At 37.1% G+C, this 26,746-nt stretch carries 25 protein-coding genes; 19 read left to right on the top strand and 6 right to left on the bottom strand.

What is annotated here, in order from left to right; all coding sequences use genetic code 11:
* Positions 1-166: 166 nt before the first annotated feature.
* The gene (locus tag ES948_RS02420) at positions 167-1,435 is read left to right on the top strand and encodes a Y-family DNA polymerase (protein WP_152183339.1); all 1,269 of its coding nucleotides are present in this window, start codon (positions 167-169) and stop codon (positions 1,433-1,435) included.
* Positions 1,436-1,470: 35 nt separating this feature from the next.
* Positions 1,471-2,418, top strand: a complete 948-nt coding sequence (locus ES948_RS02415) for a DUF234 domain-containing protein (RefSeq protein WP_152183338.1) — start codon at positions 1,471-1,473, stop codon at positions 2,416-2,418.
* Here ES948_RS02415 and ES948_RS02410 read toward each other — a convergent pair.
* A complete protein-coding gene (locus tag ES948_RS02410; protein ID WP_152183337.1) occupies positions 2,391-3,197 on the bottom strand; it encodes a J domain-containing protein in 807 nt (268 codons plus the stop codon). The genes ES948_RS02415 and ES948_RS02410 overlap by 28 nt on opposite strands.
* Positions 3,198-3,356: 159 nt before the next feature.
* Between ES948_RS02410 and purF the strand changes: the two genes are divergently transcribed.
* The gene (purF, locus tag ES948_RS02405; RefSeq protein ID WP_152183336.1) at positions 3,357-4,712 is read left to right on the top strand and encodes an amidophosphoribosyltransferase; all 1,356 of its coding nucleotides are present in this window, start codon (positions 3,357-3,359) and stop codon (positions 4,710-4,712) included.
* Positions 4,712-5,671: a tRNA modification radical SAM protein MnmL/YtqA gene (gene mnmL / locus ES948_RS02400; protein ID WP_152183335.1), complete on the top strand. Its 960-nt coding sequence runs from the start codon at positions 4,712-4,714 to the stop codon at positions 5,669-5,671. The genes purF and mnmL overlap by 1 nt, the downstream gene beginning before the upstream one ends.
* Here mnmL and ES948_RS02395 read toward each other — a convergent pair.
* Genes ES948_RS02395 through ES948_RS02375 form a run of 5 tightly spaced genes read right to left on the bottom strand, consistent with a single transcriptional unit; the run spans position 5,668 to position 9,454 of the window.
* Positions 5,668-6,213, bottom strand: a complete 546-nt coding sequence (locus ES948_RS02395; protein WP_152183334.1) for a DUF2393 family protein — start codon at positions 6,211-6,213, stop codon at positions 5,668-5,670. The genes mnmL and ES948_RS02395 overlap by 4 nt on opposite strands.
* On the bottom strand, positions 6,210-6,722 hold the full coding sequence (locus ES948_RS02390; RefSeq protein ID WP_152183333.1) for a DUF2393 domain-containing protein: 513 nt from the start codon (positions 6,720-6,722) through the stop codon (positions 6,210-6,212). The genes ES948_RS02395 and ES948_RS02390 overlap by 4 nt, the downstream gene beginning before the upstream one ends.
* Before the next feature lie 3 nt (positions 6,723-6,725).
* Positions 6,726-7,406 carry a bifunctional phosphoribosyl-AMP cyclohydrolase/phosphoribosyl-ATP diphosphatase HisIE gene (gene hisIE / locus ES948_RS02385; protein WP_152183332.1) on the bottom strand — a complete coding sequence of 227 codons (681 nt, stop codon included), beginning with the start codon at positions 7,404-7,406 and terminating at the stop codon, positions 6,726-6,728.
* Between the two features lie 2 nt (positions 7,407-7,408).
* On the bottom strand, positions 7,409-8,500 hold the full coding sequence (locus ES948_RS02380) for a prohibitin family protein (protein ID WP_152183347.1): 1,092 nt from the start codon (positions 8,498-8,500) through the stop codon (positions 7,409-7,411).
* A gap of 33 nt (positions 8,501-8,533) precedes the next feature.
* Complete coding sequence (locus tag ES948_RS02375; RefSeq protein WP_152183331.1) at positions 8,534-9,454, bottom strand: branched-chain amino acid transaminase; 921 nt, start codon at positions 9,452-9,454, stop codon at positions 8,534-8,536.
* A gap of 147 nt (positions 9,455-9,601) precedes the next feature.
* Between ES948_RS02375 and ES948_RS02370 the strand changes: the two genes are divergently transcribed.
* From ES948_RS02370 to leuA, 15 genes are all read left to right on the top strand, one after another.
* A complete protein-coding gene (locus tag ES948_RS02370) occupies positions 9,602-10,804 on the top strand; it encodes a fatty acid desaturase family protein (RefSeq protein ID WP_152183330.1) in 1,203 nt (400 codons plus the stop codon).
* Positions 10,805-10,914: 110 nt separating this feature from the next.
* Positions 10,915-11,208, top strand: a complete 294-nt coding sequence (locus ES948_RS02365) for a hypothetical protein (RefSeq protein WP_152183329.1) — start codon at positions 10,915-10,917, stop codon at positions 11,206-11,208.
* A 57-nt stretch (positions 11,209-11,265) separates the two neighbouring features.
* The gene (locus ES948_RS02360) at positions 11,266-11,943 is read left to right on the top strand and encodes a carbonic anhydrase (RefSeq protein WP_152183328.1); all 678 of its coding nucleotides are present in this window, start codon (positions 11,266-11,268) and stop codon (positions 11,941-11,943) included.
* The gene (locus tag ES948_RS02355) at positions 11,927-13,564 is read left to right on the top strand and encodes a SulP family inorganic anion transporter (protein WP_152183327.1); all 1,638 of its coding nucleotides are present in this window, start codon (positions 11,927-11,929) and stop codon (positions 13,562-13,564) included. The genes ES948_RS02360 and ES948_RS02355 overlap by 17 nt, the downstream gene beginning before the upstream one ends.
* Positions 13,565-13,727: 163 nt before the next feature.
* Positions 13,728-14,315 carry a hypothetical protein gene (locus ES948_RS02350; RefSeq protein ID WP_246153805.1) on the top strand — a complete coding sequence of 196 codons (588 nt, stop codon included), beginning with the start codon at positions 13,728-13,730 and terminating at the stop codon, positions 14,313-14,315.
* 94 nt (positions 14,316-14,409) lie between these two features.
* Positions 14,410-15,591: a putative porin gene (locus ES948_RS02345; RefSeq protein ID WP_246153804.1), complete on the top strand. Its 1,182-nt coding sequence runs from the start codon at positions 14,410-14,412 to the stop codon at positions 15,589-15,591.
* Between the two features lie 83 nt (positions 15,592-15,674).
* Positions 15,675-16,679 carry a phosphate ABC transporter substrate-binding protein PstS gene (gene pstS, locus ES948_RS02340; protein ID WP_152183326.1) on the top strand — a complete coding sequence of 335 codons (1,005 nt, stop codon included), beginning with the start codon at positions 15,675-15,677 and terminating at the stop codon, positions 16,677-16,679.
* Between the two features lie 153 nt (positions 16,680-16,832).
* On the top strand, positions 16,833-17,810 hold the full coding sequence (gene pstC / locus ES948_RS02335) for a phosphate ABC transporter permease subunit PstC (protein WP_152183325.1): 978 nt from the start codon (positions 16,833-16,835) through the stop codon (positions 17,808-17,810).
* A complete protein-coding gene (gene pstA, locus ES948_RS02330; RefSeq protein ID WP_152183324.1) occupies positions 17,810-18,613 on the top strand; it encodes a phosphate ABC transporter permease PstA in 804 nt (267 codons plus the stop codon). The genes pstC and pstA overlap by 1 nt, the downstream gene beginning before the upstream one ends.
* Before the next feature lie 10 nt (positions 18,614-18,623).
* Positions 18,624-19,406 carry a phosphate ABC transporter ATP-binding protein PstB gene (gene pstB / locus ES948_RS02325; RefSeq protein ID WP_152183323.1) on the top strand — a complete coding sequence of 261 codons (783 nt, stop codon included), beginning with the start codon at positions 18,624-18,626 and terminating at the stop codon, positions 19,404-19,406.
* Complete coding sequence (locus ES948_RS02320) at positions 19,406-20,065, top strand: phosphate signaling complex PhoU family protein (protein WP_152183322.1); 660 nt, start codon at positions 19,406-19,408, stop codon at positions 20,063-20,065. The genes pstB and ES948_RS02320 overlap by 1 nt, the downstream gene beginning before the upstream one ends.
* Before the next feature lie 42 nt (positions 20,066-20,107).
* Entirely contained in the window at positions 20,108-21,487 is a 1,380-nt protein-coding gene (locus ES948_RS02315; RefSeq protein ID WP_152183321.1) for a sensor histidine kinase, read from the top strand.
* A 63-nt stretch (positions 21,488-21,550) separates the two neighbouring features.
* Positions 21,551-23,305 (top strand): GGDEF domain-containing protein, encoded by a 1,755-nt coding sequence (locus tag ES948_RS02310; RefSeq protein WP_246153803.1) that lies wholly within the window; start codon positions 21,551-21,553, stop codon positions 23,303-23,305.
* Positions 23,306-23,481: 176 nt separating this feature from the next.
* Complete coding sequence (gene glnA / locus ES948_RS02305) at positions 23,482-24,912, top strand: type I glutamate--ammonia ligase (RefSeq protein ID WP_152183320.1); 1,431 nt, start codon at positions 23,482-23,484, stop codon at positions 24,910-24,912.
* Positions 24,913-25,081: 169 nt separating this feature from the next.
* Entirely contained in the window at positions 25,082-26,740 is a 1,659-nt protein-coding gene (gene leuA / locus ES948_RS02300) for a 2-isopropylmalate synthase (RefSeq protein ID WP_152183319.1), read from the top strand.
* The last annotated feature ends 6 nt before the right edge of the window (positions 26,741-26,746 follow it).

The following is a 26,746-nucleotide window of genomic DNA, read 5'->3' as shown; positions in this document are numbered from 1 at the left end:
TGGTCACTGGTTCGAATCCAGTATCCGGAGCCACAACTTTAATAAACCCCAAAAAATAAATGTAACTATGAAGTGACTAAAATAGTTGTCAATCTGTCATACATTTTCACTCTATTTATTTTTTATCTATACTTTGTCAAAAATTTTCTATCCAAAGAGGAAAAAAGTGAAGATTCACATAGATATAGACTGTTTTTTTGTCAGTGCTGCCCGCATCAAAGAGCCATATCTAGAACATAAGGCTGTAGTTATCGGTGGGCGAAGCGATACCAAGATATTTTCACGTGAGGCAAAAAACCAGACAGTCAACTTTGAAAACTCCGGAAGCTTTGTTCCTACTTTTTACAAAGCCTATGAACAAAAAGATGATGACATCGAATCCTTTATGGAAAATGGCAAACTTCGGGGTATACTAACAACAGCAAGCTATGAAGCCCGGTCTTACGGTATCAAAACAGCGATGAGTCTGCGTGAGGCAAAAGAGCTCTGTCCCCACCTTATCATCAAAGCACCAAATATGTCCCTCTATCAAGAGCTTTCACATAAACTTCATGACTTTCTCTCACGCAAGATTCCACTTATCGAGCAGGCTAGCATTGATGAGTTTTACGGAGACTTGAGCGGTTGGGTAGTAGATGAAGATGTCCCGGAGTTTATCGACAGACTCAGACATGAGATCAAAAAAGAGCTGCGTCTTCCCGTCTCCATCGGAGCAGCACATACACGCTACATTGCAAAACTCGCCACATCCTATGCCAAACCTTTTGGATGTAAAACAATTTATCGCTGGGATTTTGACACCTTTGTCAATCCTATCAAAGTAGAAGATTTCGCAGGCATTGGTCGAAGTATGAAGCGCAAACTTCACGCAGCACAGATTCACACACTTGGAGAGTTGCGTGAGCGTCGTGGAACATTGGAGTCATGGGGACCCTATGCAAAAGAGCTTTACAAACGGGTCAATGGAGAGAGTGATGCTGCTATTGAGGTCAAGCGGGAAAGAAAATCCATCGGCATATCACGTACTTTTGATCCTCTTTTTGATAGAACTGAACTGCGTCGCAGAGTGCATATATTGGCACGGCACCTCTCTTATGCGATTTTTAAACTTGATGTCATTCCGACAGTTTTTCACCTCAGTATCAATTATGAAATGAATCAAAAATCACATATAAACATCTCAAAAGCTGAGATTTTCACAGAAAAAAAGTTCGATGCACTCTGTCTGGAGCTTTTTACACAAGCCGACATACAAAGAAGACTGCAAGTCATTCGACTCTCCATAAACTGTTCAAGCTTTACCAAACACTCACGCAAAGAGCTCTCTCTCATCGGCTTTAATGATGAACAAAAAATGCATACTTTAAGTAAATCTTCACAGAAACTGCGTGAAAAATATGGCATTGATACCATAAAGTTTGCCAGTGAGATGTAAGGGTATCTAACAAAAACTATGCTACAATACCTCTTATGACAAATATGAAACTTTTAGAGCAGTTTCGCTCTTTTTACTTTCAAAATTATCCTGATGATATGGAGACGCAAATTGCTTACTTTGCTGTCTTTGGCGGAGTTGATTGGGATATAGACACTACAAAACCCATCTCAGAGCTCATCCAAACACTCATACTTGACAACTTTGACATCATCGATGAAAAGATGCGCTCTCTTACACTCAATGATGCTATCAACAGAAAACTTCTCAAAGCTCTTGCAACAGGGGACAGACGTATCTTTTCTGCTTTTAACAAAGCCGGTCTAAATAATAAAAATGGTGGTGTAGCACTCAACTACCTACAAGAGAAAGGGCTGATTCAACTCGAGTACTCACGTGAGGAACATCCCCGTGACAAGTACCCTCGTACAAAACTCAAACGCGGAGAGGCACGGCATCGTATCTCACATAAAGTACTCTTTACACATCCGTTTATCCGTTTCTGGTTTTACTTCGTTGTTCCTCATATCAAAGAGATAGAAGCAGGAAAATATGATGCCTTTTTAAAAGATTTTGAGCTACGTCATAATAGTTACACAAGTTTAGTCTATGAAGAGCTCTCAGAAGTACTCTTAAACTACAACCTGCGTGATGCTCATATTGTAAGTTCTGGAAGTTATTGGGATGCAAATCTTGAGATAGACATCTTAACCATCACGCAAAATGGTCGTATCTATGTTGGCGAGTGTAAATGGACAAATCATAAAGTGAACAAAAAAGAGCTGCATAAGATCAATGATAAGTGTCAAAAACTGGGTATTGAACCAAACCAGATAGTCTTTTTTTCAAAACGAGGATTTTCAAAAGAACTTTTACAGATGCAAGGAGCCTCTTTGGCACTCTACAGCAGTGATGATTTTGAAGCACTTGTCAAAACAAAACCGCAGAAAAAACCTTACCCGTTAATCACGCGCAGTGCCTGATAAGCCTCTTGAAGTAGTTGAAATTTTTGTGTATAGTGTTCTACCATATGTGGAGCTTCATGAATGATTTTATCTGGATGATAGACTTTTGTAAGTTTTTTATAACTCTTTTTAAGTGCATCCTGACTCGCTCCGATAGGACACTCCAAGATAGTGTAAAACTCTTTTTTCTCATCTAACTCATCCGCTTTGGACAGATCTCCAAATGAGAAGTTGGCAAAATCAGAGTAGAGTTTTGACATAAAATGATTGTCGTACGTATATTGAATCTGATAGTGTAGGATGTGACGCTTGTTCAGTGCTTTTTCAAGTCGTGCCTTAGCCTTGTAATCACTCACATCAACAACCAAAGAGATATCTGTACCACGCTCTACATAGACTTCTAGCTGTGAACGCAGATAGTTCGTTACCCATGAGTTTGGAGAGTCAAGGGAGATAAGCACCGTATTTTTATCATACGCATAAAGGTGTACTTTTACGACTTCGGGCTCTTCAAGTTTGCTGAGTTCTATCTTAATGGGCTGTGTACCAAATTTGAGCATAGAGCGTAAGAAAAACTCATGATTAAAGTCATGTGTCTGTGCATGGTACTCACTCAATTTTCGAATAAAGTTCTCTCGAACCTCTTTGAGTGTTTCATTTCTAAAAACAAGTACAGCCTTTGGTAAGAAAAGCATTCCACGTGTATGCTGATTTAAAAACTCACGCATCCACTCAGTATTTAGTGTATCAAATCCAGTCGTAATCAGAATAAGATTGTTACGTAAAACAATATCCATACAGACAGCCTTCTACACATTATTTTAAACAAGTATAGCAAAAAAAGTTCCACAATGTAAAATTAATTATCTTCTCTAATTAAGATAGCTTTGAGATTATTTATAGATATTTTGAGTATAATTGCACTAATATTTTAGAACTATTGCTAAGGATAAGATTTGCGCGAAAATATGAATGAAAAATGTGCAGTTGTAGGAATTTTTGGACATGAAGAGGCTTCTAAGCTTGCTTACTTCTCTCTACATGCACTCCAACACCGTGGTCAAGAGGCTGCTGGAATCTCTTCAGCTGACGGACATAAAGTTCATACGATAAAAGACCGTGGTCTGGTTATGAAAGTCTTTAATGAAGAGAACCTCAAAACACTACAAGGCTCTGCGGCAGTCGGACATACAAGATACTCAACAGCTGGTGATGATTCGATTCTGGATGCACAACCTGTATTTGCTCGTTATGACCTTGGTGAGATGGCTATCGTTCACAATGGAAACCTTACAAATGCAGAAGAAGTTCGTAACGGACTGATTGAAAAAGGTGCAATTTTTCAAACCTTTATGGATACAGAAAATCTTATCCACCTTATTGCAAAGAGTACAAAAGACAAACTGCTTGACAGAATCATCGATGCAGTAGAGAGAATTGAAGGTGCATTTTCACTTGTATTTTTGAGTCGTACAAAGATGTTTGCTATGCGTGATAGACACGGTTTTAGACCACTTAGTCTTGGACGCCTTCCAAACGGTGGATATATCGTTGCATCAGAGACATGTGCATTTGACCTTGTCGGAGCTACTTTCATTCGTGATGTAGAACCGGGTGAGCTGATCGTGTTTGAAGAGGGAAAAGCACCACAAAGTATTAAGGTGTTTGAAGCAACTCCAAAACACTGTATCTTTGAGTACGTCTACTTTGCACGCCCAGACTCATCTGTATTTGGACAGTCTGTTTATGAAACACGTAAAAATATGGGTAAAGAGTTAGCACGTATTGAACCTGTAGAGGCAGATCTTGTTATTCCTGTACCAGATGGCGGTGTTCCAGCTGCTATTGGTTATGCTCAAGAGAGTGGTATCCCTTATGAGATGGGAATTATGAGAAACCACTATATCGGTCGTACATTCATTGAACCAACACAAGAGATGCGTGATCTGAAGGTCAAAATGAAGCTCTCTCCAATGACAGATATCATCAAAGGCAAACGTGTTATCGTAGTCGATGACTCTATCGTTCGCGGTACAACTTCAAAAAGAATCATTCGAATGTTAAAAGAGGCTGGTGCTTCTGAAGTGCATATGAGAATCTCTTCGCCTCCGACAACTGACCCATGTTACTATGGAGTCGATACACCAGACAAAGACAAACTCATTGCATCCAATATGAGTACAAAAGAGATATGTGAATTTATTGAAGCGGACTCTCTTGCATACCTTGATGAAGCTTCACTTTTAAGAAGTGTCAATGCAACAGATGAGAGCTACTGTACTGCTTGTTTCACAGGTAAATATATAGTTTAATGAAGCAAATATATACCTATGGTAGCTACCTGCGTGAGAAGTTTGGTGCTAAAGTTTACAAGGTCGGCATCAATATCTCAGGCTTTACCTGTCCAAATATCGATGGAACGGTAGCTAAAGGCGGATGTACATTTTGTGAGAATGACTCGTTTTCAGCCTCACGGGATGAAGTCCAGGAGTTAAAAGGCTTCCACCTTAATCTTGACTCCAATGAAAATCCATTTCTTGAAAAACAGCTTTTGCAGTTAGAACAGCAGTTCTCTGCCATCTCAAAACGTCAAAGAAACGAGTATGGGGCACAGAAGTTTCTTGTCTATTTTCAATCATTTACAAACACCTATGCTCCCTTTGAAACTCTCAAAGCGCTTTATGAAAAAGCACTCTCATTTGATGATGTTGTAGGTCTTAGCATTGGAACACGTAGTGACTCCATCACAAATGAAACACTTGCATATCTCAGCGAATTGGCAAAGACAAAAGAGATATGGATCGAGTTTGGAATTCAATCTGTGTATGATGCAACACTTGATAAAATCAATCGAGGCCATGACAGTGCCAATGTAAAAGAGTGGATATTAAAATCAAAAGAAGCAGGACTGAATGTCTGTGGGCATCTTATCTTTGGTCTTCCGGGTGAAACACAGGAGATGATGCTGGAGACCTCCAAACAAGCATATCAGTGGGGTATAGACTCTGTAAAATACCATCCGCTCTATGTTGTAAAACGAACAGCACTGGCAAACGAATACAGTCGTGGAGAGTTTAAACCTATCAGTGAAGAGCTTTATCTCGACACTCTTGTAAAATCAATACTTATGAAACCAGAAAATGTAACCGTCCAGAGAGTAACAGCAGGCATTAATGATGACTCTCTCTTAGCACCACAGTGGTGTAGAGATAAAAATGAGCAGATAAAGCATATCAACAAGGCTTTGAAAAAAGTGGGACTGAAGTACTAGTGTCCCCACACTTTTGCAAAGTGGGCGGTTGAACTAAAGTATGGCGGATAGTCAAAATATACCCGAAAATGTTTTGACTGCCCAGGTTTCAGGTTCTTGGCAACAATAAACTCTTTTTCAATTGTTTGCGGTTTGCTATTTCTGTTAAATCCGCCAGAGAAAAAACTGATAAACCCGCTTGGTTTATAAAAATTTCCGCCTTTGACATTACCTGTAGCATGCCCTTTATTGACAAGTTTGATATCAAATGTGACTTTTCCTATCGGATAATTTCCGACATTTTTAACAACACCTGTATAAATGATTTTGCCAATCCCCAAGATTCGTTTGTTTTTAAGTTTATACAGTTCTACTTTTTTAGTATATTTATCTACCACAAAAACAGAAAAAACAGCCAAAAATATCGTAATGAGCGTTATAGAGAAGAGCATAGAGTATTTCATCTTTGCATCGTTCTGCTTGAGTGATGCGATAACACCACTTACAAATATAAAGAAAATAACTCCAAGGACAACATAGTGCCAAATATTTAGTAGTGTCATTTACAATTCGCTCCCAATGAGATATTATAATCTCGTTTATAGGTAAAAGGCTCGACAATTATCTTAAACTCTCTTGTCTCACCTTTTTTGATATCTTTCTCAACTATCGACATCTTTTTAAAAGGCTTTAGCTTGTATATATAATTCTTATATTTATTTGGTGTAACTTTGTAAGCACTTGCCGTAATTTTACATGATTTAAAATCAAAGTTGGAGTCATTGACAAGTCGCCCTTTGACTACAACCGCCTGAGAAAAGTTCAACTTTTTCTGCTCTATAAGCTCTGTATGATTCTTAAAAAGGAACTTATGCAGACCTATATAGCCTAGCGTAGGACCGAGTAAAAACGTTACAAATGCAAGAAGTACCAAAAAGATGGCAAGCATCAACTTGCGTCTGAGTAAAATTGCTAAAACGATAAAAAGTACAAAAAGTGTCAGTACAGAGCCAAAAAGAATATAGTCATATGTTATAAGTCCATCTATAAAGCTTTGCACCTTTATTTTCATCTCTTAATCTTTTCTCGAATTTTTCTCAGCGATTCCACTCATACCAAAACGGCGAGCAAGTTCTTGCTTTATTCTGTCAGGTGAGATGTTTTTTGAAGCAAGGGCAACTAACATATGGTACGTAAGGTCCGCTGCTTCATATACCATCTCCTCTTCATCATTGTCTTTATGTGCAAAACAGTACTCTCCTGCCTCTTCGACAACTTTTTTTAGGATTGTATTTTCACCTTTTGAGAGTAGTTTGGCTGTCCATGAAGTTGAAGGATCTGCATTTTTTCTCTCTTGGATCGTATGGTAGAGTGTATCGATGACACCATAAGCAGCTTCTGTATTTATCTCAACATCACTCTCTAGCTTACCACTCTCAAGCTCTGTAAAGAAACATGACTTGCGGCCTGTATGACAGGCCACACCGTTTTGTTTTACTTTGATAAGGAGTGTATCATTATCACAGTCAATATTGAAAGATTGTATCTCTTGTGTATGTCCACTGCTCTCACCCTTTTTCCAGATACGCTGTTTTGAACGTGAGAAGTAGTGTGCTGTTTTTGTTTTGAGTGAGAGTTCAAGTGCTTCACGATTCATATATGCCATCATCAGCACTTCATTTGTTAGTGCATCTTGAACGATGACCGGCAAAAGTTCCTGCTTCTGCCAATCTACTCTATTGAGGATCTCTTCCATAATTATCGTGCCGTTGTTCTTTTCTTAGCATCTTTCATATCTACCCAGATGTTTGGTGTAGAACCACCAGGTGTTAAAAAGATTTTCGTATCTTTGTTCTCACGCAGAGCATCATTGAACTTGCTTTGCACTTTCATCTGCTCTAATTGTAGAAGTTTCGATGTTAAAGATTTTGCGATGGCAATATTTGCTGCTGCCTTTGCTTTTGCTTCAATTGTAATGGCATCTGCTTTACCTTGAGCTTCAATTCTTGCTTTTTCAGCAACACCGCGAGCTTCTGCAGCACGTTTGAGTGCCTCTTGTTTTGCACGCTGTACTTCTTGCTCTGCACGTTGAACCTCTTGCTTTGCAAGTTGAACACGTTCAATTTGTTCTTTTACTTTTGGAGGAAGTAAAATTTCACGAAGTTGTACAGATTGCAGTATTGCAGGAGAGTTTTTAAGAGACTCTACGCTCTTTCTGATTCCCACTTCAATCTCAGCAGCGATTACATTACGCTCTTGCGGAAGCGACTCTGCTTCATACTTACCAATTACATTACGAACTACATCACGAACAACAGGGTTGATAATCTTATCTTCCCAGCTAAATCCCCAGTTAGAGATAGTTTGCGCTGCAAATTGAGCATTTAGTCTATACTGAACAGTCAGCTCAATAGATACTGGAAGTCCACGTTTATCTAAAACAGTAACTGCCGGTTTCGTAATAATTCCATCACCTCGTGTTGAAATGGAATCAATACGAGAAGCATAATTGATGATACGAACTTTTGTATCTACAATATAGACCTTTTGAATGACCGGAATAATAAAGTGCAATCCTGGAAGAAGTGCTTGGTCTTGGTATTTACCATTTGTACTTAAAATACCACGCTGTCCCTCTTCAATAATCGTAAAAGGTTTCGCAAGAACTAAAACAACTACAATAGCCACTATAAAGTAAATAAATGCAGCTTTTTTTCCACCCATGTTAAAGTTCATATTTGGCATCTGTGGACCACTCGGTCCTCCACTGTTCCCGCCAGAAGAGTTTTGTTTAAAACCACCTCCCTGACTCTTTTTCTTGTTAAAATAGTCATTCATATCTGAAGCCATTAGTATATTCTCTTTCAAATTATTTCCCTTTTATTAATCTATGTACGTGAGGTAGTGCTCATACTTTGGATTTCTACCGAACACAATATCAAAGTATCCACTTTGGATTTTCTCTGTCAGTTCTCCACGAGAACCAGTTCCTATCTCTCTTGCATCAACAACAGCAATAGGCGTAATCTCTGCAGCAGTTCCTGTTAAAAATGCTTCATCAGCAACATAAACCTCTTCACGGGTAATACGACGACGAATTACTTTGATGCCCATATCTTCAGCCATCTCAATTACCATTTTTTGTGTAATTGAAGCGAGTGAGTTGTCATTTGGAGGTGTGATGAGCTCTCCATCTTTTACCATGAAAAAACATGCACCACTTGCTTCAGCAATGTAACCTTGATCATCAAGTAAAAGTGCTTCATCATAACCGCAGTCAATCGCTTCAAATTTTGCCATTTGTGAGTTCAGGTAGTTCGCCGTTGCTTTTGCTTTACCCATATTTGAAGTGTTTGCAGGTCTTGTCATCGAAGCAATTTTAAGACGGATTCCTTTACGCATTCCCTCTTCACCAAGGTATGCACCCCACTCCCATGCAGCCATAACAGTCTCAACCGGTGCATCCTTATGATAAACACCCATTACACCATAACCTAAAAATGCAAAAGGACGGATATAAACATTGTCTCCTGTGAATTCATTTTTTTTGATCAGATCGATTTGTGCCTGATTCATCTCTTCGACACTGTAAGGAATATCAATAAGTGTCATTTTCGCTGACTCTTTTAATCGTTTTGTATGGTCATTCAAACGAAAAATCGCATACCCTTTCTCAGTTTTATAAGCTTTTGTTCCTTCAATTACACCATTTCCGTAGTGCAGTGTGTGTGAGAGTACATGTACTTTTGCATCATCCCAAGCTACAAACTCTCCATTCATCCAAATATATTTGGCTGCGTCCATTAAAATCTCCAGTTATTATAATTGTTGCTATTCTATCCAAAATGATATTTACATTAGATAAAAGAGTTCTGAGCTATATCCTTTATTTATACATAACTTAAATATAATTTATCTATAATTGCGAAAAATATGAAACTGGAGTAAAATTTGTCAAAACTCACCAGCTATGAAACACTCAATAAAAAAGATGTACAATACACACCGTATGAAGAGGTTGATAAAGAGCAATTACAACGCGATATCGATAAGATAAAACAGACAATAGAAGTAGGAAAAGAGGATTTTGAGCACCTTTTAAAACTTGAAAAGTGGGGACGATTTGCTACTATCAGTGGTTTTGTTCTTATAGCAGCTGTTACAATAATGAGCACTTACAATTCAGGAATGTCTACTTTGGACTTTTGGCTTTTTGGAATACTTGGAGCCTTCCTTATCGGCGTAGGAAATGTCGCTCGCTGGGCAAATGTAACACACCCAATTCTTCATGGTGCTTACGATAAAGTACCAAATATTCCGTACAGATATACAAAAGCAGGTTATGCAAAAGGTTGGAGACGCTACATCGACTGGCTTGATTGGATAAAACCGGATGCATGGGTATATGAACATAACATTATGCACCATTACCATCTTGGTGAACTTGATGATCCTGACAATGTTGAAAAAAATCTTGAGTGGCTTCATAATGCAAAAATTCCTATGTGGATGAAATATGCAGTTGTATATATCTTTGCAGGTATCTGGAAACTTGCTTATTATGCTCCAAATACACAAAGAATCTTAGAAAATAAAGACAATAAAACAATGAACGACCCAAGAACACAACGTTATGACTTCTCTCCATTTACAAAAAGAGGGCAAGAGTTATGGAAAGAGTACCTACTTCCATATGGACTTTTTCAATTTGTTTTTCTTCCATTACTTTTCTTGCCATGGGGCTGGAGCGCTGTAGGAACTGCCCTTGGATTTTTACTGCTTGGTGAATTTTTCGCAAATCTTCACTCATTTTTGGTTATCGTTCCAAACCACTCAGCAGAAGATATCTATCAGTTCTCAACACCTCACAAATCTCAAGGTGAGTACTATCTTCGACAGATTATGGGAAGTGTAAACTATAATACAGGCAGTGATTTTATCGACTTTTTACATGGCTTTTTAAACTATCAGGTAGAGCATCACCTCTTTCCAAATATGCCACACTCTTTTTATCAAAAAATGCAACCGATAGTAAAAGATATCTGTAAAAAACACAACTTGGAGTATCGTCAGGAGTCTGTATTTAAACGAATATTTATGACGGTTGAATTAATGGTTGGCAATACAAAAGTTCTACGAGTAGATGGTGTCTGATCAAGAAGTCCCTGGTTAAAACTTATTCTAAATCAACAATTTATTTACCACCCTGCGCTACAATATCATCAGAAGCATATTTTTAGCATTCAAATGAAAGGATGAAATGGATGATAGCAACAAAAAAGACACTACTTCTTGTGATTACTTTTTTTTACATCGCTATTATCAATGCAAATGCATTTACAAATCAGTTTCAATGTGACATAGAAAAAACTACTAAATATACCGCTGTAGAGTACGAAAAAGAGTGTGAAAAAGAGAAAGATCAAATCGATGAATTTACAAATGATTTTTTTGCATACTCAGTTTTTTCGACTATATTGATTCAATATTGTAACACGCAGAAAAAAAACTCCTTTAAACTCTCCTTACTTCTTTATAGACCCCCTATCGCTTCATAATTTTATATACAACCCATCAACACAATTTATAAATTTTATTATTATGAAGGAGATCTTATGGTCAAAAACAGCACCATTCTCAACGGAAACGATCTGTTTAAAAAAAGTTACTTCAAAAAACATGAAGCTGAGCTGCTCGATTTAGTAGAAAACGGGCAACATCCAAAAGCACTCTTTATTGGCTGTGCTGATTCAAGAGTTGTTCCAAACCTTATTACTCAAACAGGTCCTGGTGAACTGTTTGTACTACGCAATGTTGGAAATTTTGTAGCACCTTACAAACCAGATGAGGACTATCATGCAACAGCTGCCGGTATTGAGTATGCTGTTACGGCATTAGAGGTTGAGGAGATTATTATTTGTGGGCATACCCATTGTGGAGCTATAGCAACACTCTATACAAATGTAGATGAGAAGCCCTTTGTTCATACAAAAAAATGGCTTTCGCTTGGAAAAAAAGCAAAAGAGACAGCACTGCTGGCAAAATCAAAAGATGCAACACAAGAAGAGATTTTACGGCTTACTGAAAAGATTTCAGTAGTGTTTCAGATAGAAAATCTTTTAACGTACCCTTATGTTAAAGAGGCGGTAGATGCCGGGGAACTTCATCTTCATGGTTGGATATATGATTTAGAGAGTGGAGAGATTGAGTACTATGACCCAGATGAATCGACCTTTAAACCTCTTTTGCAAGAAAAATCACAAAAAGGGAAAAACAATGACAAATCTGTTTAATCCAAAAACCCTTAAAGGGGATATATTTGGTGGAGTTACAGCTGCCGTTGTAGCACTTCCCTTGGCACTTGCTTTTGGTGTTCAGTCTGGAATGGGAGCGATTGCCGGACTTTATGGTGCTATAGCTCTTGGATTTTTCGCGGCTCTTTTTGGTGGAACGAGTACGCAAATATCTGGTCCAACAGGTCCCATGACGGTTGTCTCTTCTGCAATTATTGCAGGAGAGATAGCCATATACGGATCAGTTGAAGCAGCCATTGGAACCATTGTCGCTACATTTGTTTTGGCTGGAATTTTTCTCGTACTTATGGGAGTGTTTCGTATAGGGCAATATATACGATATATGCCATATCCTGTGGTCTCTGGATTTATGAGTGGAATCGGTTTTATCATTATCATTTTTCAGTTTTTCCCATTTTTTGGAATGAAATCGCCTGGAACTATCATAGATGTTTTTGCAAATATAGGGTCAATTGCTAATGGCATCAATGTCCAAGCATTTATACTCTCAGCTGCAACCCTCGCCATTATATACCTTTTTCCAAAAGTTACAAAAGCGATCCCCTCAACACTAGTAGCACTTATAGTTTTATCGATAGTATCAACAGTTATGGCTTTAAATGTTCCAATTATTGGAGATATACCAAAAGGTTTGCCTGATGTACACATTGATACTCTTTTAAACATGGACTGGCATCATCCTATGGTTCTCATCATTCCGGCACTTACTCTTGCGGCTTTAGGTGCGATCGATTCACTCTTAACCTCTGTTGTTGCAGATAATATGACAAAAACACAACATGACTCAAATAAAGAACTTATTGGTCAAGGGGTAGGGAATGCTTTTGCCGGTATTATCGGTGGACTTCCTGGTGCTGGTGCTACCATGAGAACTGTTGTTAATATCCGCTCAGGTGGAAAGACAAAACTCTCTGGAATGATTCACTCTATAGTATTAATAGTCGTTCTTCTTGGTGCAGGAGCATATGCCAAACTTATTCCACTCCCTGTTCTTGCTGGGATTTTAGTCTCTGTTGGTATAGGGATTATTGATTATAAAGGTTTAAAACACATCAAAAATATACCTCGTGCTGATGCAGTTGTGATGATACTTGTGCTGACTCTTACTGTTTTTGTTGATTTGCTTCAAGCTGTCGGTGTTGGTTTAGTGCTTGCCTCTTTACTTTTTATGAAACAGATGGCAGATTTGGCAGAAGCAAAATCTACTGGGAACATGCTATCAAATTGTGAGAGAGTGCTTCCAGATGAATCCAATATTCCAGAAGAACTTAAAAAGAAAATCTATATTCAACACTTTGATGGACCAATCTTTTTTGGATTTGTTTCCCACTTTAAAACAATCATTCAAGATCTTCCTGAAGTCAAATATGTAATTTTAAGAATGGAAAATGTGCCAATGATTGATCAAAGTGGTATGTATGCCATTGAAGATGCTGTTTTGGCATTGGAACAAAAAGGTATTCAAGTACTTCTTAGTGGAATCCAAAAGCAACCAAAGGCAATGCTTGAAAATATTGGGCTTATACCAGAACTTGTTCCATATGAAGATATATATGAAGATTTTTCTGACGCTTTAAAAGCACTGAAAAAAATGCCGTAATAGTATAAAAATAGAATTATTAAATCCTCTGGGTTCTTGGCTCAGAGGAGATATGATTGTTTATAGGAGAATTTGTATGTTAAAGAATATGTTACTTTCTAATAATATATTAGAAGCCACTCATAATGTAAGCAATAACTGTAAAAATCGAATTAAGCCTACTATGCTAAACAGTGTTAAAACAGAGGCTATTCTTGTTTTTTCCCGAACTGCTCTTGAGAGATACTTTACAGAAGTAGAGGAGAATGACTTTGAATTGAAAGTAGGAACAAAAGAAGAAACAGAATATGTATATACTACACTTAGATATCTGACTGCAAAGCTTCAAGAAGTCGTTGTCAATGTTGATTATCTTCTTAATTTGGTTCAATCTGCAAAAACCTATCCGGAACTACGAAAAATAGCAAAATTGGAAGAACCGCTTATAAATTATTATGATGCTATGGCGCAACAAGTTTCAATATATTACAAAGATAAACCAGCATATATGCCAGAGTTTTTGATTATATGCATTTTAAGCCACTGGATTTTAGAAGAAGAAAAATCTACAGATCTGTATCCTTTTTTAAAAGAGATAGATTTTACAGAACTTTTTTATATTTTTGAAAAAAATAGAGAGGAGTTCGTTAAAGATGATGTTTGCGTTGTGAGTGATATACTTAATATCGCAACACAGACTGTAGAGAAGTTAAAAAAAACAAAATACAAAGCAAATACAAATCGTATTTCAAAAACAAGAAAGAAGAAATAAGCCTTAAGGATTCTTACGATGGACAACTTTTTTTGTAATCATTATGTAACCTTCCTGTTTTATACTTTCGCCAAATAAACGAAAAGGAACCGTAATGATAAAAAAAATCGTTTTATCAACATTAACTACTTTAACTTTAGGCTCAGTTGCACTCCACGCAACTCCAAATACACCCCTCGAACATAAAAATGTTGCTCACCTTACGGGAATTGAACATGACATCCTTGAAAGATTTCATTTTGCAGGTGATCTACGATTACGCTATGAAAGTAAAGAGACTTTCTACAAAGATGGAACCGACAGTACAAACAAGTACACTTATCACAACAGATATAGATTAAGATTAGTAGCAGCTATTGATTTAACTAAAAATCTAAAATTTGACGTTGGTATGAGAAGTGGCTATGGAAATCCAACTTCTGGAAATCAGACATTTTTAGATACAAAACCTTTAAGTGATTACTTTTGGCAGTCACTGAGATTTAACATTTTAGACATTGCATATAAAAGTGGAGACTCTACAATAAAAGTCGGAAGACATCCCTATATGATATATAGACCAATCAAATCACAGCTTATTTGGGATAATGACCTTTCATTCAATGGTGCAAGTTATAACTATAAAAATGACTCTCGTATCATTAACTTCGGTATCAGTCAACCAACATATGCAGAGCAGGTTACTGCCAAAGATACTATCAACCTCTTTTTTGCACAATATGTAGAGAAGATTAAACTGGAAAACTCTCAATTAAACTTAGGTGCAGGCGTTTATTATTATGACGGTGTTAAAGGAAATACACCTATTTACGGTACCAATAAAGATACAGGTATGGGTAATACTTTGGTAAATGGTGTCTTTGCAAATGATTACCATATTTTAGAAGCATTTGGGGAACTTAAGTTTAAAGATGTATATGGCAAACCACTGGCACTTGCTGCGGGGATAGCATACAACAGTGCAGCAAGTGATAAAAACTTTGGTTATGATGTAGCAGTCAAAATAGGAAAAGCAAAAAAAGTTCATGATTGGCAGCTAAAATACTCTTATACATATCTTGAGGCAGATGCAGTAGTAGGTGCGCATAGTGACTCTGATAATTTTGGTGGTGGTACTGCAGCTAAAGGGCATGCCATTAGAGCAAAATATAAATTTGGCAAAAGAACATATCTTGCTGCAACACTCTTTTACAATACACTTTTAGCAGGCAAAACAGATGGTAAACCAGAAGCAGATTATGAACGTGTGCAGTTGGATGCTATCATAAAGTTTTAACAGATAAATTGCAAATTTTATGTAATCAATTTGTAATCTAACTGTTTTATACTTCGACAACTTAAATTTTAAAGGTGTAACAAATGACAAAAGTGATCAAAATTGCTCTAGCTTCTTCAGTGTTAGTAGCTGGTCTTAGTGCCAATGATGTAATCAAAGGTAGTGGTGCTTCTTTTCCATACAGTGTATATCAAAAATGGATTAAGGCTTACAATAAAGAGACAGGTATTAAAATTGACTATATTAAAAAAGGTTCTTCAAAAGGAATCAAAGATGCAAAAGCTCGTGCAGTTGATTTTGCTGGTACTGATAAACCTTTAAGCCCAAAAGTTCTTAAAAAGAGTGGTCTGTACCAATTCCCAGGTGTTGTTGGTGCTATCACAATGGGTTATAATCTTCCAGGTATAGATAATCTTAAATTCTCACGTGCAGCTATCGTTGCCATTGCAGACGGAAGTGTCAAATACTGGGATAACCCAATCATTGCAGATGCAAACAAAGGTATGAAACTTCCACACAAAAAATTAACATTTGTTCATCGTGCAGACGGTTCTGGAACGACATACAACTTTACATACTATCTTTCAAAAGTTTCAAAAAAATGGAGAAAGACGTATGGTGCGAAAAAATCACTCAGCTGGCCTGGTGATCACCACATCGGTGGAAAAACAAACTCAGGTGTGGCAGCACTTCTAAAGCAAACTCCTTATTCTGTAGGATATATTGACTATGCAGATGCTAAAAACAACGACATCGCAATGGCAACAGTTGAGAACAAAGCAGGAAATTACATCAAGCCAGAACTGAAAAACTTCCAGGCAGCAGCAGCAAAAGCAGCACTCAATCCTGCAAAAGATTTCTATGCAGTGATCGCAGACCCTAAAGGAGCTGATTCTTACCCAATGGTAGCAGCTACATTCATTTTAGTGCCATCTGAGAAACCAGAGATGGATAAAAAAGTAACAGCATTCTATGACTGGGCATACAAAAACGGTCAAGATATCGCTAAAAGTTTAGGTTTTGTTCCATTACCAGAGAGCCTAACAAACAAAATAAGAAAATATTGGGAAGAAAAAGGAATTAGATAATTCCTCCCAATCTTTTCAAAAGCCCCAAAAACAAATTTCAAAATTTCATTTTCTCCCTTATGCCACTCTTTTAGAGTTGGCATACCTGTTTTGTAACCTCTTTGTAATCAAACTTCACTATAATTCCGTCATTAATTTCTCTTAAGGTTTTATATGGAAAAAATCTTTCAAAAGCTCTCACTTTCAAGTGCGACACTTGTTTTTGTACTCTTAATCGGTATCTTTATCACGCTCTATTCTGCAGCGAAACCTGCTATTGATGAGTTTGGACTACATTTTATTATTAATCCTGACTGGAACAAAGAAATTGTAGTTGAAACTCCATCTTTGAGGGCTGATACTGTAGCAAATGATGCAGAAGATGATGCCATAGCAGACGAAGACGATATGATTCTCGATGAAGATGATGATGAGATGCTTTTGGATGATGAAGATGACACTGTTACAAAGACCATCTACGGCGGACTTGTACCAATTGTAGGAACACTGCTTACAACCATCATCGCCCTTACTTTTGCACTTCCAATTGCGATGGGAATTGCAGTCTTTTTAGCAGAAATTGCACCAAAAAACATCTCTTACGTTGTAGGTATTGCCATTGAGCTCCTTGCTGCAATCCCAAGTATCATCTTTGGTATGTGGGGACTTTACTATTTTGCACCTATTGTTGCTGATCTTGTTGGGGGATATCAGGTCTCCCTTTTAACAGCCGGTCTTGTTCTTGGTGTTATGATTTTACCATTTATGGCAGCTATTACACGTGACAGTATGAACACAACTCCTGCAGTACTCAAAGAATCCGCTTATGCCTTAGGGGCTACAAAATTTGAAGTGATTAAAGACATTATCTTCCCATACTCAAAAGTAGGTATCATAGGTTCGATCATCCTAGCACTCGGTCGTGCTCTTGGTGAGACGATGGCAGTTGCATTTCTTATTGGTTCAATCTTTGTACTTCCAAAAGCGATCAACGATCCAACTATTTCCATTCCAGTTGCAATGGCAAACAACTTTGGTGAAGCAAGCGGTCTTGGTGAGAGTGCACTTTTTTATCTTGCACTTATTCTTTTTATCATCTCTTTTGCGGTCATCTCACTTGCAAAATTCTACTTTTTGAAAAAGGCTAAATAATGAGACTTTTAATCAATAAAATCTTTTTAGCACTCTCAATTTTATCAGCAGGGGTTGGTCTTGCATTTTTAGCATGGATTCTTATCACACTTTTTATGAAAGGGCTTAGCTCTTTTCATTTTTCACTCTTTTTAAATGACCTCATCGAAGGTGGTCTTCGTAACCTTATCGTAGGACAGATGATCTTAGCAGGTCTTGCTTCACTCATCGGTATTCCACTTGGAATGACTGCAGGTATTTACATTCAAGAGTATGGACAAGGACGTTATGCCGCACTTATTCGTGACCTCTCAGACATTATGATGTCGGCACCTTCCATTGTCATTGGTGCTTTTGTTTATGCTATCGTTGTTGTACCGATGGGTGGGACAAGTGGTTTCGCAGGTGCCATTGCACTTGCAATTATGATGATTCCTGTTGTTATCAATACAACAGACTCCATGCTTAGCCTTGTTCCACGTGAGCTGCGTGAGGCAGGTATCGCACTTGGTGCTTCAAAGTACAAAGTTATCATCGATATTGTCATCAAAGCTGCAAAAGTAGGAATCATGACAGGGATACTCCTTGCATTTGCACGTATCATCGGAGAGACTGCACCCCTGCTTTTTACATCTGAGACTTCAAACTATTTTAGTCTGAACCTGGGTGAGAGTTTTCCATCACTGACAGTGAGTATCTATGACTTGGCAAATGAGCCTGAGGAATCCAGTCGTGATTTGGCGTGGGCCGCATCATTCATTCTTACTGTTTTGGTACTCATCATCAACCTTACAGGTCGATTTATAACAAGAAATAAAAAATAAGGACTTTAATATGCCGGTAATGAAAATCAAAAAATTCTCTTTTACATACTCTGGAGTGGAGCATCCTTCACTAAAGAGTATTACACTCCCAATTGAAAAAAATAAAATTACAGCACTCATCGGACCAAGTGGTTGTGGGAAATCAACACTGCTTCGTTCTATGAATCGTATCCATGATCTCTATCCTGGAAATAAATATGATGGCAAAATTGAGTTGCTTGATTTTGAGACTGGAAAGTACCAAAATATTTTAGAGATTAAAAAAGAGAATGAGTTCATCGAGCTTCGTCAAAAGGTTGGGATGATCTTTCAAAAACCGACACCTTTTCCAATGAGCATCTTTGATAATGTCGCTTATGGATTAAAAATTGCTGGCATCAAGAACAAAAGTGAACTCCAAGACAGAGTTGAGGCGGCACTTAAAGGTTCAGCTCTTTGGAAAGAGGTCCATGACAGATTGGACAAGTCTGCAATGGGACTCTCAGGAGGACAGCAACAACGTCTCTGTATCGCACGTGCAGTTGCAGTAAAACCGGAAGTTCTTCTCTTTGATGAACCAACATCAGCGCTTGACCCAATAAGCACAGGTGCTATTGAAGAGCTCATCGTTGAGCTTAAAAAAGATGTGAGTATCGCCATCGTTACACACAATATGCAGCAAGCCTCACGTATCAGTGATTACACTGCATTTATGTACTTGGGCGATTTAATTGAGTATGACAAAACAGAAAACATCTTCTTAAATCCTAAAGAGAAACAGACAGAAGATTATATTACAGGGAGATTCGGATAATGCTACAGACATTTCAAACTAATTTAAATGATGTTAAAACAAAAATAACAAAAATAGGTGAAGGGCTTGTAAAAGCCAATGAGCTTATTTTAGAAGCGCTCAAAGATTGTGATACACAAAAATTCAATGATGCAAAGAGTCACATTAAAAATGTAAGTTCTAAAACTGATGAGATAGATAATGCCATCATTAAGATTTTAGCACTTTATACTCCAGAGGCAAGAGATCTTCGTCAGGTTGTGGCATACCTTAAAATCACAAATGAGCTTTCACGTGCCTGTGCGAATACACGCAGTTTCATCCGTGGGTTTACAGATGTATGTAACGACTTGGATGTAAAGACGATTAATGAGTATGCACTCCCTATGCAAGCTTCAACTGTAACAGCGATTAAAACTACAGTAACCATGATCAACATTGATGATGTTGACGAGTTACAGGAGATGTATGAAGAGGTACTTATCGAAGAGAACAAAGCGGATGATCTTTATGAAATGATAGAGAGAAACCTTGTTGAACAGGCTGAAGGGTCAAACTCTTTTAAAAAGTATCACAAAATGCTTCGTGCACTGAGAAAAAGTGAAAAAATCGCTTCTCGTGCCATTGCCGTTGCAAATCTTTTAGTTTATATCAAAATAGGTGGGAACTTTCACAACTAATTTGTTAAAATTGTATCTATAAATACAATAAGGGGGTAGAAGTTGTTAAAGTTTCATCAAATAGTTCTTAGAAAATTTTTAACACTTTTTCTCAGCCTCTTTCTCATTGTCGGTGGTATCGTTTACTACTGGACCTATGAGTTCTATATTGCGAGTAGTAAAGATGCTCTCACGCAGGACATTGAACTTCTCTCACTTACTATCAACAATGATACTAACCTTGATAAACTTGCTCTTGATGTCAAAAAGAGACTCAATCTGAGACTGACACTTATTGATGAAAACGGTAATATTCTTGCAGAATCACATAAAGATAAAACAACGATGGATAATCACAAATATCGTGATGAGATTATGCAGGCAAGGGAAGATGGCATCGGTTATAAAATCCGACACTCCAAAACACTTGATAAAGACCTGCTTTATGTTGTTAAAAAGTTCACCATCCACAATAAAATAATCTATATCCGTCTGGCACAGGAGATCAATGGCATCCAGAATGAAATATTCAGCCTTGGTCTGAAAATCCTTGCAGCTATCATTATCTTCTTTATAGCTGTTTTGATGGCAAGCTACAAAGTCAATAAAGAGATAGAGTATGAAACCAATAAGATAGTTGACTTTTTAAAATCTTTGACAAAAAAGAAAAAATCTACCTACATCTCTTCTGATTACTCTCAAGAGTTTGCATACATTACCAATCTTTTAACAAAAGTCTCACAAATCATCGTAAAAAAAGAGAAGCAAAAATCAAAATACACCCAAAGACTTCAAGAGTCCAACAAACAAAAAGATGATATCATCTCTGCAATCTCTCATGAGTTTAAAAACCCTATTGCCGTTGTGAACGGCTACTCACAAACACTGCTTGATGATGCAGATATCAATCCAAATATACGTAAAAAATTCTTGGAAAAAATCCATAAAAACGGTGTAAAGCTTAGTGAGCTCATAGATACACTCCGCCTTTCTATCAAACTTGACAGCGGGCAGCAAAACCTCAAAAAACGAAAAATAAACCTCTATGAGCTACTCAGTGAATGTGTTGACAATATAAAAATCAACTACCATAACAGAGAGACAATCATCAGTGGAGATAAAGATATCACAATAGAAGCGGATGAGACACTCTTTGGTATCGTTGCATGTAACTTAATTGAGAATGCTTTTAAATACTCTGAAGATGAAGTACACATCAACATCACTAAAGATAGCTTTGAAGTTGTCGATACCGGTATAGGAATCTCTAAAAAAGACTTAGAGAACATCACACAAAAATTCTACAGAGCCCATACAAACAAATGGAACAACTCCCTCGGACTTGGGCTCTTTTTAGTCAACAACATTGTCAATCTTCACGGTTTTAAACTTGAAGTTGAGAGTATTGAGAATGAAGGCTCAACTTTTAGAATAAAGTTTTAAACTCTGTAATCACTTCGTAATATAGCTACACTATAATTTTTCAACACCAAAGAAAGAGATATATTGCTAAGTAACCGATGGAAAACAATTACTGCAGAACTTGATTTTGCATTTCAACCAATAGTACATATTCAAAGTGGAGAAATTTTCGCTGTAGAGGCTCTTTTGAGAAATGTTGACAAAGCAGGTGGTTTTCATTCTATTTTCGCTCTTTTTGATGAAGCATTTCATGATGGTATCTTATATCAGTTAGATATTGAACTACGACTCAAAGCTTTCGAGAAGTTTTCAAACATAGATATTAAAAATCTAAAAATATTTTATAATCTTGATAACCGTATTCTTTATATGCCTGATTTTAAACTTGGAAATACCGAAAAAATTTTACAAAAATACAAACTCGATAAAGAGTGTGCCTGTTTTGAATTAAGTGAACGAGGTACCCTTAGTGATCCAAGCTCTGTAACAAATCTTGTACGACGATACAAACAGAGTGGTTTTGCTATTGCCATTGATGATTTCGGTACAGGTATAGCAGGATTTCAAATGCTTTACTACGCAGAAGCAGACTTTATCAAAATCGATAGATTTTTTATAGAAAATATACAAAATGACAATAAAAAGAGACTTTTTTGTCAGCATATTATCAATATCGCTCATACAATGGGTATAACTGTTATAGCCGAAGGTGTAGAAACAAAAGAAGAATATTATATCTGTAAAGAGATAGGTGCCAATCTGCTACAAGGTTATTTTGTTCAAAAACCGACATTAGATATAGCAAATATTCAAAAAAATTATCTCAATATCAAAAAAATCTATGAAGATGACTCTAGAACCCATACTGCTAATAGTATTGACTCTAAACAAATAACATATATGGTTCCTTTATTCATAGAAGATCTAAATTTTAAAAAAATTTTCCAATACTTTAAACAGAATAAAGAGCTTCATTTTATACCTGTCATTGACAAACACAGTATTGTCAAAGGTATAATCTGTGAAAATGAGATAAGAGATTTATCATATTCCCAATATGGTATGTCTTTGGTACAGAATGATGACAATGGAAAGAAATTAAGCAAATATATCAAAGATAAAAATATTGTTCGTGTTGAAATCAGTTGGAGCGTTGATAAAATTTTAGAAGTGTATCATAATGCAAAAGGTGACCTGCAAGGCCTATTTGTAACGAATAATGGCAAATATCTGGGGTTTATCAACTCAAACAACCTCTTAAGTATCTCTTATAAAAGAAATGTTGCCTTAGCAACACAAAAAAATCCATTGACAAAGCTTCCTGGTAATGACAGTATAAAAAAGTTTATAAAAGAGTCCTTCCACACTGATAAATCGTCTTTTCATACATTTGTATATTTTGACTTCAATGACTTTAAACCTTTTAATGACAGTTATGGTTTTCGTACTGGTGATCGGGTAATCTTACTCTTTAGTGAAATTCTAAAAAAAGAGTTTAGCAGTAAGAGTTTTATAGCACATATTGGAGGTGATGATTTTTTTGTCGGCTTTAAAAATATAGACTACCCAACTGTATATCGGTCTGTTGGGAGCATTCAAAAAAAATTTAAAGAAGAGGTATCATCCATATATTCTCGAGATGACAGACAAAGAGGTTATATTAGTACTCAAGATAGATTTGGGATTCAAAGAAATTTCAATCTTTTAAGTGTCTCTGCTGCTATTCTAGAAATACAAGCACAAAGTCTGTTAGAAAATTTCGATGTAATTATGGGAGAAATAAAAAAAGAGTCTAAAAAACATCAAACTCCTATTGGTTGCAGTATCTTAAAAGAATAAAGTTACTACTTTGTTTCTTTTCGCTAAATTTAATTTCTTGCGTAATGACCACAAACATATAAAACTATAACTTTACGAAACAAATCAACAAGATGACTATTTTTTAATCAAAATTAAACCTGCCATTATTAATTTATGAGATATACTATGTGCAGATAAAAATCAGGAGAAAATTAATGGGAAAATTCGTTAATAGTATAGAAGAATTCTTTACATTTTGTGAAGATAATGATGTTCAATTCGTAGATTTAAGATTTACAGACATAAAAGGTGCATGGCATCACCTTACTTACCGCTACTCTGCAGTAAATGCTGAGAACTTAGAGAATGGTTTTCCATTTGACGGCTCTTCAATCGAAGCGTGGCAACCAATCAACAAATCAGATATGATTTTAAAACCAGACGTTCCAACAGCTTTCTTAGATCCTTTTACTGCTGATCCGACAGTAATCCTTATTTGTGATATTTTTGATATCTACAAAGGTGAGCTTTATGAAAAATGTCCACGTTCAATCGCTAAAAAAGCATTGAAACATGCTGAAGAGATCGGTATTGCTGATGCTGCATACTTTGGACCAGAGAATGAATTTTTTATCTTCGATGATGTGAAGTTTGTTGATAACATCAATGAAGCAGGATACAGAGTAGATTCTGAAGAGGGTGAGTGGAACTCTAATACACACTATGAAGATATGTACAATACTGCACACCGTCCAGGTACTAAAGGTGGTTACTTCCCAGTTGCACCAACAGACTCTATGGTAGATATGCGTGCTGAGATGATGCAAGTTTTAGAGCAAGTTGGTCTTGAAGTTGTTCTTGGTCACCACGAAGTTGCACAGGGTCAAGGTGAAATCGGTATCGTTTTTGGTGATATCATCACTGCTGCAGATAATGTTCAAAAATACAAATATGTTGTAAAAATGATCGCTCACCTCAATGGTAAAACTGCTACATTTATGCCTAAACCACTTTATGGTGACAATGGTAACGGTATGCACGTTCACCAATCACTTTGGAAAGATGGTAAAAACCTTTTCTATACAGAAGGAAACTACGGTAACCTTTCAGAGTTAGCACTTAACTATGCTGCTGGTATCTTCAAACACGCTAAAGCTGTTGCTGCATTTACAAATGCTTCAACAAACTCTTACAAGCGTCTTATCCCTGGTTTTGAAGCTCCAAGTATTCTTACTTACTCTTCACAAAACCGTTCAGCTGCTTGTCGTATCCCTTATGGTGCAGGTGAAAAAGCTACTCGTATTGAGATGAGATTCCCAGATTCTACTGCTTGTCCTTACCTTGCATTCGCTGTAATGATGATGGCTGGACTTGATGGAATCAAACACAAACTGACTCCTGTTGGTCCAATGGATGAAGATCTGTTTGAACTTACTCTTGATGAGATTCGTGAAAGAGGAATCCAACAAATGCCACACACACTACGTGAAGCATTAGAGGGTCTTATTGCAGATCATGACTTCCTAAAACCAGTATTTACTGATGAAATGATCAATACATACCAAGGTTACAAATTCGAGCGTGACGTATTCCCAGATGAGGGTCGTCCAACTGCTTACGAGTTTAAAACTACTTACCAGTGCTAATATTTCTCCCTTTTTGGGAGAAAAGCACCTTAAACAATAAAAATTATCCTTTAAAATAAAAACTAACTTCAAAAATTCTTTTTAAAAACTTCCAAATTCGCTATAATTCCGTCATTAATAACAAATGTAAGAGTGTGTTATTAAAAAACTTCAAGTGAAAGGATTCATAATGAATCACATTCCAAAAGGCAAATATAAGCCTTATCCAAAAATAGATTTGCCAGACAGAAAATGGCCAGATAATACAATTACAAAAGCGCCTCGTTGGTGTAGTGTAGATTTACGTGATGGTAATCAAGCACTTATAAACCCTATGGACATGGATAAAAAACTTGAACTTTTTACACTCTTACTCAAACTCGGATTTAAAGAGATAGAGGTGGGATTTCCTTCTGCTTCTAAAGTAGAATTTGACTTTTTACGTAAACTTGTAGATGACAACCTAATTCCTGATGATGTAACGGTTCAAGTACTTGTTCAGGCACGTGAGCATTTGATTGCCAAAACATTTGAAGCACTTCGCGGTGTAAAAAAAGCAACGGTGCATCTTTACAACTCAACTTCAGTTGCACAAAGGAAAATAGTCTTTTCTAAAACACAAGAAGAGATTATCGCTTTGGCACTTGAAGGTGTTGATTTGGTGAAAAAGTATGAAGCTGAACATGACGGGGAAATCTTCTTGGAGTACTCTCCAGAGAGTTTCACGGGGACAGAGTTGGAGTTTGCTGCACGCATCTCTAATGAAGTAACTGCTCGCTGGGGTATCAGTGACACACGTCAGGTTATCATCAACTTACCGGCAACTGTCGAGATGGCTACACCAAATATCTATGCAGACCAGATCGAGTGGATGAGCAGACATTTGGACAATAGAGAAAATGTCATCATCTCAACGCATACACACAATGACAGAGGCACTTCCATCGCAGCAACTGAGCTTGCACTTTTAGCAGGAGCTGACAGAGTTGAGGGAACACTTTTAAGCAATGGTGAGCGTACAGGAAATGTTGACATCATCACATTGGCACTCAACATGACAACACAAGGCATTGACAGTGGACTTGATTTTTCTGATGTTAATGAAGTAGTCGAGATAGTTGAGCGTGTTACAGAACTTCCAACGCACCCACGTCATCCATATGTTGGAGAACTTGTATACACAGCATTTTCTGGTTCACACCAAGATGCTATTAATAAAGGTCTTGCCTACCAAAATGCTAAAGAAGACCCTTTCTGGGAGGTTCCATACTTGCCAATTGACCCTGCTGATGTTGGAAGGACTTATGAGTCCATCATCCGTATCAACTCTCAATCAGGTAAAGGTGGTGTAGCATACATTTTAGAGAAAAACTACGGTTACCAGCTTCCAAAAGCAATGCATCCTGAGATTGGTCGAGCTGTGCAAGCACTCAGTGATGAAAAAGGTAGAGAGTTAAGTCCTGAAGAGATTTTGGAAGTATTTAAAGATACTTACTTTAGAGTCAAAGAGCATATCACTTTTAAAGATGTCTCACTGACTACCGATAACGGTGTGTCAAAATGTACGCTTAAGTATCTCTATGAAGGCAAAGAGATTACATCTGAAGGTCAAGGCAATGGCCCAATTGATGCATGCAAAAATGCACTCATGAAAGAGTATCAGAATGATTTTACAATCAAATCATATGCTGAACACTCATGTGGAGACAAAAGCTCTGCAAAAGCAGTCGCATACATCGAAATCCAAAACAAAGAGATCCTCTCTTGCTTTGGAGTCGGAGCAGATAATGATATCACTGTTGCATCGATAAAAGCGATGTTCTGTGCGCTTAACAGGGCTTTTTCTTAAAGAGCT

The sequence above is a fragment of the Sulfurimonas indica genome, from assembly GCF_009192995.1.
GTDB classification, from domain to species: domain Bacteria; phylum Campylobacterota; class Campylobacteria; order Campylobacterales; family Sulfurimonadaceae; genus Sulfurimonas; species Sulfurimonas indica.
This window is presented reverse-complemented; position numbering and strand designations above follow the sequence as displayed.